Annotated in this window: 9 protein-coding genes; 6 read left to right on the top strand and 3 right to left on the bottom strand. The window is 74.3% G+C overall.

Annotated features, from left to right (window positions below):
* Positions 1-3: 3 nt before the first annotated feature.
* The 3 genes from ACZ4Z4_RS09840 to ACZ4Z4_RS09830 all read right to left on the bottom strand — a co-directional run bounded on the left by ACZ4Z4_RS09840 (position 4) and on the right by ACZ4Z4_RS09830 (position 7,486).
* Positions 4-1,383 (bottom strand): RICIN domain-containing protein, encoded by a 1,380-nt coding sequence (locus tag ACZ4Z4_RS09840; protein ID WP_468324712.1) that lies wholly within the window; start codon positions 1,381-1,383, stop codon positions 4-6.
* Between the two features lie 5 nt (positions 1,384-1,388).
* A complete protein-coding gene (locus ACZ4Z4_RS09835; RefSeq protein ID WP_468324709.1) occupies positions 1,389-3,014 on the bottom strand; it encodes a peptidoglycan-binding protein in 1,626 nt (541 codons plus the stop codon).
* A gap of 104 nt (positions 3,015-3,118) precedes the next feature.
* The gene (locus ACZ4Z4_RS09830) at positions 3,119-7,486 is read right to left on the bottom strand and encodes a BTAD domain-containing putative transcriptional regulator (RefSeq protein WP_468324707.1); all 4,368 of its coding nucleotides are present in this window, start codon (positions 7,484-7,486) and stop codon (positions 3,119-3,121) included.
* A gap of 470 nt (positions 7,487-7,956) precedes the next feature.
* Between ACZ4Z4_RS09830 and ACZ4Z4_RS09825 the strand changes: the two genes are divergently transcribed.
* The 6 genes from ACZ4Z4_RS09825 (at position 7,957) to ACZ4Z4_RS09800 (ending at position 14,713) form a co-directional block, all read left to right on the top strand.
* Positions 7,957-9,543 (top strand): phage tail sheath family protein, encoded by a 1,587-nt coding sequence (locus ACZ4Z4_RS09825; RefSeq protein WP_468324704.1) that lies wholly within the window; start codon positions 7,957-7,959, stop codon positions 9,541-9,543.
* Positions 9,544-9,600: 57 nt separating this feature from the next.
* A complete protein-coding gene (locus tag ACZ4Z4_RS09820; RefSeq protein ID WP_468324702.1) occupies positions 9,601-10,044 on the top strand; it encodes a phage tail protein in 444 nt (147 codons plus the stop codon).
* The gene (locus ACZ4Z4_RS09815) at positions 10,044-10,502 is read left to right on the top strand and encodes a hypothetical protein (RefSeq protein ID WP_468324700.1); all 459 of its coding nucleotides are present in this window, start codon (positions 10,044-10,046) and stop codon (positions 10,500-10,502) included. The genes ACZ4Z4_RS09820 and ACZ4Z4_RS09815 overlap by 1 nt, the downstream gene beginning before the upstream one ends.
* Positions 10,499-10,657, top strand: a complete 159-nt coding sequence (locus tag ACZ4Z4_RS09810; protein WP_468324698.1) for a DUF6760 family protein — start codon at positions 10,499-10,501, stop codon at positions 10,655-10,657. The genes ACZ4Z4_RS09815 and ACZ4Z4_RS09810 overlap by 4 nt, the downstream gene beginning before the upstream one ends.
* A gap of 256 nt (positions 10,658-10,913) precedes the next feature.
* On the top strand, positions 10,914-14,213 hold the full coding sequence (locus ACZ4Z4_RS09805; protein ID WP_468324696.1) for a hypothetical protein: 3,300 nt from the start codon (positions 10,914-10,916) through the stop codon (positions 14,211-14,213).
* A gap of 62 nt (positions 14,214-14,275) precedes the next feature.
* Entirely contained in the window at positions 14,276-14,713 is a 438-nt protein-coding gene (locus ACZ4Z4_RS09800; RefSeq protein ID WP_362991594.1) for a phage tail protein, read from the top strand.
* Position 14,714: the final 1 nt, after the last annotated feature.

Genomic DNA, 14,714 nt, shown 5'->3' with positions numbered 1-14,714 from the left:
CGACTACTCAGGCCAGTCGGAGATCGTCCAGCCCATGCTCTTGCGGTCGTCGCACTTCCACGTGACGGCGCTCGTGTCGTTCTGCATGTCGACGAGGCACTCGCCGGAGCCGACGGCGACGATCCGCGTCAGCCCGTCGTCGCGCCTCTCCAGCTTCCACTTCTGGTTGTCCGGCAGCCGACCGGTCTTGATGTTCTCCGGCGGCGCGTGGAAGATCTGCGCGATGTTCGTGTTGACCTTCTGGTCCAGGACGGTGCCCGGGGCGCTTGCGGGCTCCAGGGCGTAGGTGTCGGACTCCGGGTAGTGGTGCAGGATCCAGTTCTGGTTCTCGCCGAACTCGTCCGTGAGCTCGGGGTTCTGCCCGACGTAGGTGCCGTCGGCCTGCTCGCCCTTCTTGACCTCCAGGTACCAGCCGCTGCCCTCGCTGCTGCGGATGGTGTGCGTCTTGGGGCCCTTGGGCTCGTCGTCCTTCTTCTCGCCGCCGCCCGGCTTCGACTTCGGAGCGTCGTCCTTCTTCTCCGGCGGCGGCGCGGGCTCCTCCTTCTCCTTCTCCTCGGTGTCGCTCGGCTTCGGGCTCGGCGCCTGCTTCATGCCGTCCGTCTGCGGCAGCTCCTGCTGCTTCCCCGGCTTCTCCCTCGCCTGGGTGGACATGCTCGGCTTGTGCTGGAACCAGAGCACGGCGAACGCGAGGCCCAGCGCGAACAGCACCGAGAACACCGCCATCGCCCAGCGCGGGATCACCGACGGCTGTACGTACGTGCCGCGCAGCTCCACCGGCTCGGGCACCCCGGCCCGCAGCACGGAGACGGTGAACGGATGCTTGGTGGTGCCGCCCACCCAGCTCACCGCGCCCGGCTTGAGCCGCAGCTCCGCGAAGCCGGCGCGGCCGGGGGCGACCTGCACGGAGCCGGGCTCGGCCTCGACCTCCAGCGCGTCGCCGTTCTCACGGCCGGAGAAGGAGGCCGTCAGCTGCTGGTTGCCGAGGTTGTCGACGGCCACCGACGCCTTGGCGCTGAGGCGGCCGCTGACGACCAGCGGCAGGAGTTCCGTGCGCAGTTCGGCGAAGGGGGTGATGGTGACCTGGCCCTCGGCCACGTCCGCCGCGTGCGCGGCCTCGCGGGGCTGCACCCGGACACCGAACGGCGTCGGGCCCGCCTGCGCGTCCGGGGTCCTCGGCGGTGCGAGCTCGACCTGGGCGGTGCCCTCCGCTCCCGGGTACAGGCGCAGTACGTCGGGTTGTACGCGGGCCCATCCCGCGGCGGCGCCGACGACCTGGAGGCGGTACTCCTCGACGGTGTCGCCGGTGTTGCGCACGCGCAGCCGTACGCTCGTGGTGGAGCCGGGTTCCACGGTGGTCGCGGAGGGTTCGAGTGCGGTCCACATGTGGCTCAACGCCCCTTCACGCCGGGGTTCTTGACGCTGCCGCCGACCATGGCTTGCAGGGTCCTGCTGTCGGCGACGCCGGTCGCCGGGAGGCCGACGGACGCCTGGTACTCCTTGATGTGGGCGGCCGTGTTGCTGTTGTACCTCGCCGTGACGGGCGCGCGGCGGCCGTTCTCGAAGTAGGCGACGCCGTGCTCGGCGTAGGCCCGGTCGCGGTCCAGGTCCCCGTCGCTGATGCCGGCCTGCGAGGCCCACCAGAACGCCGCCTGCACCTGCATGACCTCCCAGTTGTCCGCTCCGGAGCGGACGTGGTCGGGGCGGACGCCCTGCGCCCACAGCGAGGTGAGGGTGGCCCGGCCGAGCTCGCCGAGATCGTCCGTCTCGAAGATCTGCGCGGTGTTCTTGCCGGAGGTCTGGCCGGAGTGGACCACCGCTTGCTGGTAACAGATCAACTTGTCCTCGGTCTTGGCGTCGATGACGCCGGGGGTGTAGGAGCCGGTGAGGGTGCACGGGTTGTTCGAGCCGAGGGCCGCGAGGCGGCGCTGGGCGTACTCGACGACGACGTCGGACTTGTAGCCGCGCTTCCAGGGCGGGCCGCTGCGGGCGGGCCCGCGGTCCGACACCGGCTTCTCGTCGCCACCGCCGCCGTCGCCGTCCCGGCCGCCACCGCCCCCGCCGCCGGACGAGCCGCCGCCTCCGGTGCCGGATCCCGAGCCGGAGCCCGGGCCCGAGCCGCCCTTGCCGCCGCCTCCGTCGCCCGCACCGCGCACGTCGTCGCCGCCCGCCTTCTCCTTGGGAGGCGGCGGGGCGTCCGCGAGCTTCTCCTTCTCGCCGCCCTGCGGGACCGCGTCGGGCGCGGCGGCCGCCTGGTTCTCGCGGGCCGACCCGCTGAACTTGGGGGCGTACGAGAACCAGACCACCATGAAGGCGATGCCGAGGGCGGCGACGACACTGCCGAGCGCGAGGAGCCAGCGGGGCAGGACAGGGCGCTGGTCGAAGCTGCCCGGCAGCTCGTGGGCCTGCTCGTCACCGGAGCGGCGCACGGCGACGGTGAGCGGGTGCGCCTGCGCGGACCCCGTCCACTGCACCTGCTGCGGACGTACGGTGAAACGGGCGAACGCGGCGCGGCCCGGGGCCACTTGGATCGCCGTGGGCGTGACGTCGAAGGCGAGCCGGCCCGCGTCGTCGCGGACGGTGAGCGACGCGGTCAGCGGGGTGTTGCCGAGGTTGTCCACGGCGACCGACGCCCGGCCGCGGAAGCGTCCGACGATGGTGGGCGGCAGGAGCTCGGCCCGTACCTCCGAGAAGGGCGTGACGGTGACCTGGCCCTCGACGACGTCGCGTGCCTCGGGGTGCTCGGTCGGCTCGACGCGGATGCCGAAGGGCGTGGGTCCGGCCTTCGTGTCGGACGAGCGGGGCGGCGCGAAGGACACCTCGGCGGTGCCCTCGCTGCCCGGGTAGAGCCGCAGCACCTCGGGTTCGACGCGGGCCCAGCCGGCGGGCGCGCCGACGATTCCCAGGCGGAACTCCTCGACCGTGTCTCCCGTATTGCGTATGCGAAGCCGTACGGTCGCTCGGCCACCGGGATCCACGGTCACCGCGGCCGGGTCAAGGGAGTTCCACCACGTCATACGGGCACGGTAGAAGGCACCTCGCCCATTCTCCTGGTACGAAAGGGCGAAGCCGAGGGCAGTGCTCCCTGCCCGAGCGGTCGAGCGGACGCGCCGATGGGGCGTCAGCAGAGCGCGGACAGCGCGGACTTCGCCGACTTCGCCGACTTCGCGGGCTTCGGGATCGCGGGACGCTGACAGCGGGACAGCAGGGCGGCCGTCTCCGTGGCCTCCGCGGCGCCGCGGCGCTCCAGGACGCGGTGGGCGATCCGGAGCGCGGCCCTGGCCCGGTCGAGGTCGCCGAGGGCCAGGAGGGCCCGGCCGCGCGCGGCCATCGCGAGGGCGTGGCAGAACGCGTCACCCAGCTCCCCCTCGACGGCGAGCGCCGCGTCGGCGCAGCGCATCGCCTCGCCGGGCCGGTTCTCCTCAAGTTCGCAGTAGGCGAGGCGGGCCCAGCAGAGGGCCTCCCAGCGCGGGTCCCGGGTGCGGCCGTGCAGACGCTGTGCCTCGCGCAGCCGCTCCGCCGCCGCGGCCGCCCGGCCGTCCCCGAGCAGCGCGCAGCCCGCCTGGTAGAGGACGTGCGCGAGCGTCGACGTGCTGCCGGAGCGGCGTGCCTGGCGCACCGACTCGACGAGCGCGGTGTCGGCCGCCGCGCGCCGGCCCAGGCCGACGTAGGCCCGCGCCATGTGCGACAGGATGCGAATCCGGTCGTCGTCTCCGCCGAGCGCGCCGAACCTCGCGTACGCGAGCCGCAGTTGCTCCAACGCCTCTTCGTACCGCCCCGTACCCATCAGCACGATGCCCAGCTCGTGCCCGCCCTCGGCCCCGACCAGCAGGTCACCGGTACCCGCGGCGAGCCGCAACGCCTCCCGCAACGCACGCTCGGCACGGCCGAAGGTCTCCGTGCCGTAGTGCGGGGCCCCGAGAAGCCGCAACGCGCGCCCGGCGGACCGGTCGTCCCCGTGACTGCGCGCGGTGCGCAGGGCCAGCTCGGCGAGCGGCTCCAGATCACGGTGCCGGGTGGTACCGACCACGAGGTGGGACCAGGCAGTGAGCAGGTCTACGGTGGGGCGCAGGCCGGGTGGGCCGTCGGACGCGCCGTCCAGCGGGGGGTTGGTGGTGTTGGGCGGGGGGCTGGTGGTGTTGGGCGGGTGGCTGGCGCCGGGCGCGTGGCCGACGTCGGGTGCGTGGCCGACGTCGGGTGCGTGGCCGACGTCGGGTGCGTGGCGGGTGTCGGGTGCGTGGCCGGTATCCACCGGCCGGTGGCCTGCGCCAGGCCGGTGGCCGACGCCGGGTGTGTGGGCCGTGTCCGGGGCGTGTCCTGCGACGGACGCGTAGCTCGCGTCAGGCGCGTGGCCTTCACCAAGCCGGTAGTTACCGTCCCACGCGCGGCCCGCACCGGACGCGCGGCCCGCGTCCAGCGCGTGGCCCGTGCCGGAGGCGTGGCCGGCATCTACCGGCCAGTGGCCCGCACCGGATGCGTGGGCCGCACCCGAGGCGTAGCCCGCGTCGGGCGCACGGCCTGCACCAGGCCGGTGGTTGCCGTCCGGCGCGCGGCCCGCACCGGACGTATGGCCCGCGTCAAGCGCGTGGCCTGTGCCGGGCGCGTGGCTCGCCTCAAGCGCGTGGGCCGTGTCGGGGGCCTGGCCGGTATCCACCGGCCGGTGGCCTGCACCAGGACGGTGGGCGATGCCGCCGGGTGCCTGGGGCGAAGTTGTGGGCGGGTGGTGGTGGGGGGTGGGCTCTGGGACGTGGCGGAGGGCTTCCTCCGCTGCGGCGCACAGCCGGGAGTGCGCGACGACCAGCCAGTCGCGCGCAGCGGCCTCGTCGGGCAGGTCCTTGCCCGGGGAGGCGGGGCTGTGCAGCAGCCGCGGCAGCACACTGTGCGGCTTCGTGCGGCGGATCGCGGTGATGACGGTGGCCACGACATAGTCGAGGAAGCGGAGCCGCGCGGCGGCGCGCTCCGCCTCGCTCTCGCGGAGCTCGCACTGCTGCCGCGCGAAGAGCCGCACCAGGTCGTGGAACCGGTACCGGTCCTCCCCGTACAGCTCCATGAGCCCGGCGTCGACGAGGCGTTCCACCAGCGCCTCCGCCTCCTCGTCGCTCACGTCGAGCAGCGCGCCAGCGGCACCGCGGCAGAAGGACGGCATGTAGCAGAGCGACACCACGCGGAAGGCGCGGGCGAGCTCCGGCTCCAGTGCTTCGTAGCCGAGCCGGAACGTGGCCTCGACGCCCATGTCGTCCACCCGCAGCTCGTCCAGCCTGCGGCGCTCGTCGCGCAGCCGCGCCGTGAGGTCGGCGACCGGACGCCCCGGCCTGGCGGCGAGGCGCGCGGCGGCGATACGGACGGCGAGCGGCAGGCCGCCGCAGATCGCGACGAGTTCGCGCGCGGCCTCCGGTTCGGCGGCCACGCGCCGGCCGCCGGCCATGGCGGAGAGCAGGCCGAGCGCCTGCGGCTCGTCCATCGTCTCGACGTCGACGAGGCGCGCGCCGGGCAGGGTGATGGTCCGCCAGCGGCTGGTCACGAGGACGGCGCAGCCCGGGGTGCCGGGCAGCAGGGGCCGCACCTGGGCGGTGTCGCGGGCGTTGTCGAGGAGTACGAGGACGCGGCGCCCGGCGAGGAGCGAGCGGTAGAGCGCGGTCTGCTGGTCGAGTCCGTCGGGCAGAGCGCTCTCAGGGATGCCGAGGGCGCGCAGGAATCCGGTGAGCGCGCTGCCGCTGTCGACGCCGGGCGCCGGGTCGGCGCCGCGCAGGTCGACGTACAGCTGCCCGTCGGGGAACTCCTCGCGTAAGGCGTGTGCGACGTGCACCGCGAGTGCGGTCTTGCCGACGCCGCCGAGGCCGGTGAGCGTCGCCACGGCCATCGTGCGGCCGGAGCTGGCGGTGCGCAGGATCTCGGTGAGCAGCCGCGCCTCGGCCTCCCGGCCCGCGAAGTCGGTCACGTCGGGGAGGAGTTGGGCGGGGACGAGGGGGGTGGGAGTGGGAGTGGAGGTACGGGCAGGGGCCGGGGAGGTCCCGTTCAGGGGTAGGGGACGGGTCGCCACCCGGTCCGCGCGGGCGGGCGGGGGCGGGGGAAGGGGCGGGGCCGTGCTTTGGTACCTCTGCGCGAGCATGTGCGGCTCGGCGTGCGCGTACGGCTCGGCGTGCGTATGCGGCTGCGCATGCAGGTGCGGCTCCGCGTGCATGTACGGCGCCGCATGCGCGGGCGACTCCCCGTGCAAGCGCGGCTCCGCACGCGTGTGCGGCTGCACATGCAGGTGCGGCTCCATGTGCGTGTACGGCGCCGCATGCGCCTGCGGCTCCCCGTGCAACTGCGGCTCCGCATTCGCCTGCGGCTCCCCGTGCCTGCGCGGCACCGCATCCGCGTGCCGCGCCATGTGCGCGTGCAGCTGCGCATGCGGCTGCCCCCACGCCTCGGCCCGCCCCTGCACCTGCTCCCGCGCCTGCCCCTGCACCCGTGCCTGCGCCGACGCCTGCCCCTGTCCCTGTCCCTGTCCCTGTCCCTGTCCCCCACTATCATCCGGCCGTACATCCGGCCGCACAGACATGCGGTACTGCTGCCCGCCGACCCGCGGTGGCGCAGCGTACGGCGAAGACAGAGCAGACTGCGGGGCCTGCGGGGAGCGCGGGGAGTGCGGGACCGGCCGCGGGACGGCGGCCGCGGGCAGCGGTGTGCCCCGCAGCAGCCCGTCGTGCAGCGTGGTGAGTTCCTTGCCCGGGTCGACGCCGAGCTCGTTGGCGAGCGTGCGGCGCGTCGTCTCGTACACGGCGAGGGCGTCCGCGCGCCGCCCACCGCGGTCGAGGGCCAGCATCAACAGGGCCTGCGCGCGCTCCCGCAGCGGATGTTCGGCGGCGAAGACACGCAGGGGCGCAGTCGTCTCGCTGTGGCAGCCCAGTTCGAGCGCGCAGGCGAAGAACTCCTCCTGCGCGGTGACGGACAGTTCGGTGAGCCGGTCCCGCTGGCGCCGGGCGTACGGGCCGGGCAGCCCGGCCAGCGGGGCACCGTCGGAGAGCGCGAGCGCCGCGGTCAGCTCCGCATAGGCCTCGGCGTGTTCCCCGGCGGCCCGCATCGCGCGCGCCGCGGCCACCCGGTCCTCCAGCTCGGACGCGTCGACGGCGCCGGGCGGCAGCCGCAGGGCATACCCGTCGCCGGCCGACACCAGGATCCTGGCCTGTTCGCGGGCGCGCCGGTCGGGTTCGAGGAGGGCGCGGAGCCGGGAGACGTACGTACGGAGCGTGCCGACCGCACGCGGCGGCGGTTCCTCGTCCCACAACGCGTCGACCAGCTCGGACGCGGACGCCGGGTGCCCGCCGCGCAGCAGCAGGGCCGCCAGGGTCGCGCGCTGCTGCGGCGGCCCGAGCACGAGGGGCTGCCCGGCCCGCCACGCCCGCACCGGCCCGAGGACCTGGAACCACAGCGCCCCGCCCGGATCGTCCGGGCCGGCTCCCCGCTCGCCGTCCCGGCCCGGCCGGCCGCCCGCGTCACCCCGCATCGTCAGCCCCGCACCCCTTGCCCCGTGACGCACCTGGAAGTGCCCGTTCATACCGGCCACGCGTGACCGTACGCACCAAACGTTACGTCAGCCCCACGGGGGTCCCGCCACGCGTGGGGCACTTGCGCCACCTTGTTGACCAGGTATTGACGCTGTGGACACCCGGGGCGTGGCATATGCGCCAACGACCACCGACATTCGGCCGGGGGCGGCGAGCGCCCCGTGCCGCGCGCCGCGGGGGTGACCGGACGGGCAACCCGCGCCGGCCCGCCGCCCCCCCGACCCGCGGGCCGGCGCGCACGCGCGGGTCGGCGGCTGTCGTCCGACGGCTGAACGGGCAGCGGCATCTGCCCTCACGGACGTCCGTCCGTCTCTACGCACCGGCCCGCGCGTGGGACATCGTCGACACGGTACGAATCCGTGCCGGCTGTGCGCCGGTCCCGCACCTCGAAAACTTGGAGCACAGCAGCATGCCCAACTACCTGTCCCCCGGCGTCTACATCGAGGAAGTCGCCAGCGGTTCACGCCCCATCGAAGGGGTCGGCACGTCCGTTGCGGCCTTCGTCGGCCTGGCACCGCGGGGACCGCTCAACGAGCCGACGCTGGTGACCAACTGGTCCCAGTACGTGGCCGCGTTCGGCGAGTTCACGGACGGGTACTACCTGGCGCACTCCGTGTACGGGTTCTTCAACAACGGCGGCTCCGCCGCGTACATCGTGCGGGTCGGCGGCACCGACGGCGCCGAGCCCCGGGAGCGGTCCGCGGCGCCCGCGCAGGCGCCCAAGGAGCTCACCGCGGGCGAGCCCGTTGCGCTCGGCAACTTCTCGGTCTCCGCGATCACCGCGGGCACCGCGAACGGCGGGGCCCTGACCGTCGAGGTGCAGGACGGCGAGGGCGAGGGCACCGCCGACCGCTTCAAGCTGATCGTCAAGGACGGCGACAAGGTCGTCGAGAGCTTCGACGTCAGCGCGAAGAAGACCGCCCGGAACTACGTCGTCACCCAGGTCAAGCAGCGCTCCAAGACCATCGCCCTGGAGGAGGCCGCGGCGGGCGGCCAGCTGGCCAGGCCCGACGCGCAGACCGTGACGCTCGCGCCGCCGGCCCCCGCCACGCCCGGCGTGCCCGCGTCCAACGGTGCCGTCGACCGCGTCGAGACCGCCCAGTTCATTGGTGACTCCGCGGACCGCACCGGCTTCGGCGGCCTGGAGGCCCTGGACGAGGTCAACATGGTGGCCGTCCCCGACCTGATGGCCGCCTACCAGCAGGGCCTGATCGACGAGGAGCAGGTCAAGGCGGTCCAGCTCGGTCTCATCGCGCACTGCGAGCTCATGGGCGACCGGATGGCCATCATCGACCCGCCGCCGTCGCTCAACGCCCGCCAGGTCCGCCAGTGGCGGCAGGAGCTGGCCGGCTACGACTCGCGCTACGCCGCGCTCTACTACCCCTGGATCAAGTCCTTCGACCCGGCGTCCGGCCAGTCGGTGGTCGTGCCGCCGTCCGGCCACATGGCCGGCATCTGGGCGCGCAACGACGCCGAGCGCGGCGTCCACAAGGCGCCCGCCAACGAGATCGTGCGCGGCGCCGTCGACCTGGAGCTCCAGATCACCCGCGGCGAGCAGGACCTGCTCAACCCGGTCGGCGTGAACTGCATCCGCGCGTTCCCCGGCCGCGGCATCCGCGTGTGGGGCGCGCGCACCATGGCGTCGGACCCGGCCTGGCGCTACCTGAACGTGCGCCGCTACTTCAACTACCTCGAAGAGTCGATCCTCATCGGCACCCAGTGGGTCGTCTTCGAGCCGAACGACCACGCCCTGTGGGCGCGCATCCGCCGCAACGTCTCGGCGTTCCTCGTCAACGAGTGGCGCTCCGGCGCGCTGTTCGGCTCGCGCCCCGAGGACGCGTTCTACGTGAAGTGCGACGAGGAGACCAACCCCGCCGAGTCGGTCGACCTCGGCCGGGTCGTCTGCGAGATCGGCATCGCGCCGGTCAAGCCCGCCGAGTTCGTGGTGTTCCGGCTCGCCCAGTTCTCCGGCGGGGGCGGCGAACTGGAGGAGTAATCCGTCCGCGTACGCGCGTCAGGCCCCCGAGAAACATCCCAACAGGAGTGAAACCCCTTGTCTTTGCAGCCCGGTGACGCCCTCACCACACACAATTTCGGCCTCCAGATCGACGGCGTCATGGTCGAGTACCTCCAGGAGGTCAGCGGCCTCTCCATGGAGCAGGACGTCATCGAGTACCAGCAGGTGTCGGCCGACGGCAAGCCCGTCGTGAAGAAGATGCCCGGCGTGAAGAAGGCCGGTCAGTGCACCGTCACCCGCGGTATGACGCAGAGCCCCGTCTTCAGCGAGTGGATCAACAAGTCCATCGCGGGCGACATGGGTTCGGCGCGCAAGAACGCGACGATCATGATGATGGACTACCAGAACAACCCGGTGAAGCGTTACAACCTGCGCAACGCCTGGTGCAGCAAGGTGGAGACCAGCGGGGTCAAGGCGGGCGACGCCGCCGCGCTGACCGAGCAGGTCACCATCGTCTTCGAAGAGCTGGTCATCGAGTAATGCGGCGCGAAGGCCCGGCGGGGGTGAGCACGGGGGCGGTGCCCGGCACGGCGGCGCCCGGCGCAGCGGCGGCCGCGACGCGTGAACCGTTGCGCACGGAGTTCGAGTTCGAGTTGCCGCGCGGCTTCGTGGACGAGTCGGGCACCGTGCACCGCAACGGCGCGATGCGGCTCGCGACGGCACGCGACGAACTGGTGCCGCTGCGGGACGTCCGCGTGCGCGAGAACCCCGCCTACCTGTCCGTGGTGCTGCTGGGCCGGGTCATCACCCGGCTCGGCACGCTCGGCTCCGTCCACGACGGCACGGTGGAGAACATGTTCGCCTCCGACCTGGCCTTCCTCCAGGACTTCTACCGGCAGATCAACGCGGAGGGCCACACCCGCGCGGCCGTGGCCTGCCCGCACTGCTCGGAGTCCTTCGAGGTGGAGCTGGCCGGGAGCCGCCTGGGGGAATCGTGACGTACGCGGCCGACCGCATCGAGGAGGAAGTCGCGTACCTCGCCTACCACTTCCACTGGGGCATGGACGACATCCTCGACCTCGAACACGCGGACCGGCGCGCGTACGTGGCGCGGACCGGAAAGCTGGTGGAGCAGGCGGAGGCGAGGCAGTGACGGTCGGTGGGGGTCGGTGGGGTCAGTGGGGTCGGTGGGGTGACCGGTAGCGGTCGGTGAGTCGAGGCAGTCGAGGTAAGTGATGGGCTTGTTCAGGTGGCGGCGGGGGTCGCGGGGCGACGCGCCTGCGGGTGACTTCGGTACCGATGGCGGTGCTGAGGCTGAGGCTGGTGCGGCGGCTGAGGCCGGTGCCGGGGTCGGTGCAGGTGCGGGTGCGGGTGCGGGTTCTCGTGCTGGTGACGGTGGGTGGGCTGCCGTGCCGCCGGTCCAGCGTGTGCTCGCGGCGCCGCGTACGGTCGCGGAACAGGGCTTCGGCGCGATGCTCGCCACCCATCAGAACCCCTCCTTCGGCGGCGAGTTGGGCCACGCGGTGCGGGCCTCGGCCCCCGGGGGCCTGCTGCACGGCGTGCTCACGCCGGTCGCCGGCCGCCCGGGCGACCTCGACCTGCCGCCGCTGAGGCTGCCGGTGCGGGGCCGGGCGGAGGAGGGGCAGGACGAGCCGTTCGCGCCGTTCGAGCCGGTTGCACGACCGACGTTCCCCACGACGAGCTCCGCCGCGCCAGCTCCCGGTGATGCCGTACAGCGTGCGACGTCGGCCGCGAAGGATGCGGTACGGGGTGGCAGTCGTACGGCCACCGGTGCGCAGCCTGCCCGCGAAACGGGCGTACGCCACGTGGCCGCCCCGGCGGAGGAGCCCCAGGGCCACGGTTCGGCCACGACGTCGCCGAGCCGTGTTCAGGATGCACCGCGTGCCACTCGTACGAACGCGCCTGCCCCGGCAGCAGCGACCCCCGCCCCCGCCCCAGCTCCAGCGCCAGGAGGCCAGCCTCCCCGTACCGCCTCCCCGAAGAGCCCCGGGGCAGAAGCCCCCCGGAACAGCGGCGCGCCCACTCCCCCGGTCCAGCGCAGCACCAGCACCACCCCCACCACGACGCCGGGCCGCAAGAACCAGGCCCCCCGCGACAACAGCCGCGCCGACGCGCCCCCGACCGCACCCCTGCTCGGCGACGCGCCTCCCCCCGCGCCAACAACTCCTGCCCCTTCCCCTGCCCCGTTCCCTGCGGCTGCGCCGGGACCTCAGACCCCCCGAACCACCTCGCCCGCGCCCCACGCGGACCACCCGGTCCAGCGCCGCACGACCACACCCCCGCCCCCTCAGCACGCCACACCGCAAGCCCCCACCCCGGCGCACCCCAGGACCGACCCGAACCACCCCGTCCAACCCCGGACCGCCACCACCACGTCGCCGAGTTCCGCGACCCAGCCCCCGCGCGACGATCACACCGCCACACCCGCGACCAAGCCCCTGCTCGGCGACGCGGACAGCCCCGTCCAACGACAGGCCGCCAATCCGACGACCCCGAGCCCCGAGACCGGCAAGCCCCCGCAGGCGCCAGCGCCGTCCACCCCGGACCGCCCCGTCCAACGCCGGACCCCCACCCAGGCGCACCCCAAGGCCGACACACCAGGCCGCAGCGCCACCACCACGCCGCCGAGTTCCGGCGCCCAGACGCCGCGCGGCGATCGCACCGCCGCACCCGCCACCAAGCCCCTGCTCGGAGACGCGGACACCCCCGTCCAGCGACCGACCGCCACTCCGGCGAGCCCGAGCCCCGAGGTCGGCAAGCCCCCGCAGGGAGCAGCGCCGTCCGCCCCGAACCGCCCCGTCCAACGACCGACCGCCACTCCGGCGAGCCCGAGCCCCGAGGGCAGCAAGCCCCCGCAGGGAGCAGCGCCGTCCACCGCGGACCGCCCCGTCCAGCGGCGTACGCAGACGCCCCCGTCGCTCGGCGAGACGGCGACCGCCCCGGCGGCGGCCACCACGCCTGCCGCCCAGCCGGAGCGTGACGCGCGCAGCGACGGGCCCCGCGGCTCCCGCGAGAGTGCCGTGCCGAGCACCGGCGCACCCGCGCCCGGCTCCGCCAAGGCCGACCGCTCCCCCTCCGCGCGCCGGACCGCCACGACCGCGACCCCAACCACGTCCGGCACCGCGCCGCTCAGCAGCGCCCGGACCATCCCCGTGCCCGGCACGGGCAGCACCCCGTCGGCCGGCGGCTCGGCGCGGGCCGGTTCCCCCGCCGTACCCGTGGTGCAGCGGGCACGGACAGGGCGTTCCCCGCTCGTGTCGGCCGCGCCCGCCGTGGTGCCGGAGCGGCGGATCTTCCCCGTGGGGGCCACACGTACGACGCCGCCTGCCACCAGCCCGACCGCCGACAGCCCGACCGCAGACAGTGCGGCTGCCGTCGCCGACTCCGCCGTCGACACGTCGGCGAGCAACAGCTCACCCGTCAGCAAGTCGTCCGCAGCCACCTCCACCGGCGCCACTGAGCCCGCCGCCACCACACCCGGCGCCGCCCCCTCCAGCCCTGCCCTGCCGGACGCCGCCGCCCGCGTCCGGCCCACCGATGTCCCCGGACCGGTGCCCCCCACCGGTCCGGGGACGCACGCCGCGTCCGCGGCCCCGAACCCCGTCGCTGTGCGGGCGAATTCCCCCGTTCAGCCCGTACAGCGACGGCCTCTCGTACGCCGGGTCCGGCGCGCGCAGGACGGCGGTGGCGCACCCTCTGGCGCGCCCCGGCCGGGCCTCGGCCAGCCCCTGAGCCAGCAGCCCTCGCCCGCCTCCTCCGCGTACAGCGCCCCGGCGCCGCAGGACCGTCCGCGCCGGACTCCGATCGGCGCCCCGGTCACCCCCGTGCAGAAGTCGGCGACCGCCCCCGCCACACCCACGCCTGCCTCAGCACCCACACCCATCCCTGATCCCACCCCCGGGCCCACACCAGCGCCTCAGCAGACACAGCCGCACGCGCAGGCGCAACCGCAACCGCAACCCCCGGCCCAGCCCCTCCCCGTCGTCCCCGTGAACCGCCGCATCGCCCCCGGCAGTTACCGGCCCGCAGCGCCCGCCACCACCGGCCTGGCCCTCCCCCTCTCCCCCTCCCGAAGCCTGACGACCCACACCCCGGCGACGGGTGGGGCGACAACACCGCTCACGCCGCGCGGAGTTGGCGCCAACCCGGCCAAGCCGGTCACCCCCGCCCCCGCCCCCTCACCCGTCCCCCTCCAACAGTCAGCGCTCACCACACCCCACCCCAGCAACGGCAACGGCAACCACACCAGCGCCCCCCGCACCACCCCCATCGTCGTCCCGCTCAAAACCCCCGGCGGCCCCCACACACCCCGCCCGACCCCCACACCCGCCCCCTCCCCGGCCCCCGTGCGCCCCCGCACCGTCCAGCGAAGCGCCCCCACACCCCCGGCCACCCCCGCACCGGCCCCCGCCCCCACCCAAGCCCCGCAGCCATCACCCGCTCCAACCACCCCACCCCGCCAAAGCCCCACCCCCACCCCCGCCCAACGCACCCACACCCCGCCCACTCCCGCACCCGCCACCACCCCCGAAGCCCAGTCCGCACCCACCCCCGCATCCGCCGAAGCCACCCCCGCCGACCTCGACGACCTGGCGCGGCGGCTCCTCGCTCCCCTCTCGCGGCTGCTCCGCGCGGAGCTGCGCAGCGACCGTGAGCGGGTCGGCCGGCTGCGCGACCACGGCCGCTAGCCACCACGCGCCCCGCAACCCCCGCCCCCCCGTCACCGTCACCTCCACAGCAAAGAGAACCCATGCCCTCGACACTGGACCCAGGCTCGACCGTCTTCTTCAAGCTCACCATCGACGGCCAGGACCTCGGCCTGTTCAACGGGTGCGACGGGCTCTCCTCCGAGGTGGAGGTGGAGCAGCGGCAGGAGGGCGGCAACAACGGGTTCGTCTGGCAGTTGCCGACCCGCGTGACCTTCTCCACCATCCGGCTCACCCGGCCCCTGACCGCCGACACGTCCCGCGTGGCCGCCTGGATCTCGTCCATCGCGACGGGGATCTCGCGGCCCACGGCGCAGATCGCGGCGCTGCGCGCGGACGGTTCCGTCGTCGCGCAGTGGGGGCTCGTCGAGGTGCTGCCCGTGCGCTGGCAGGGGCCGAGCCTCAGCCCGGACAGTCCGTCCGTGGCGACGGAGACGCTGGAGATCGCGCATCACGGCTTCACCGACGCGGGGGGTGCCTGAG

The sequence above is a fragment of the Streptomyces sp. NPDC030245 genome, assembly GCF_055572995.1.
Note: the sequence above shows the minus strand (reverse complement) of the source record. Positions and strands in the feature narration are given on the sequence as shown.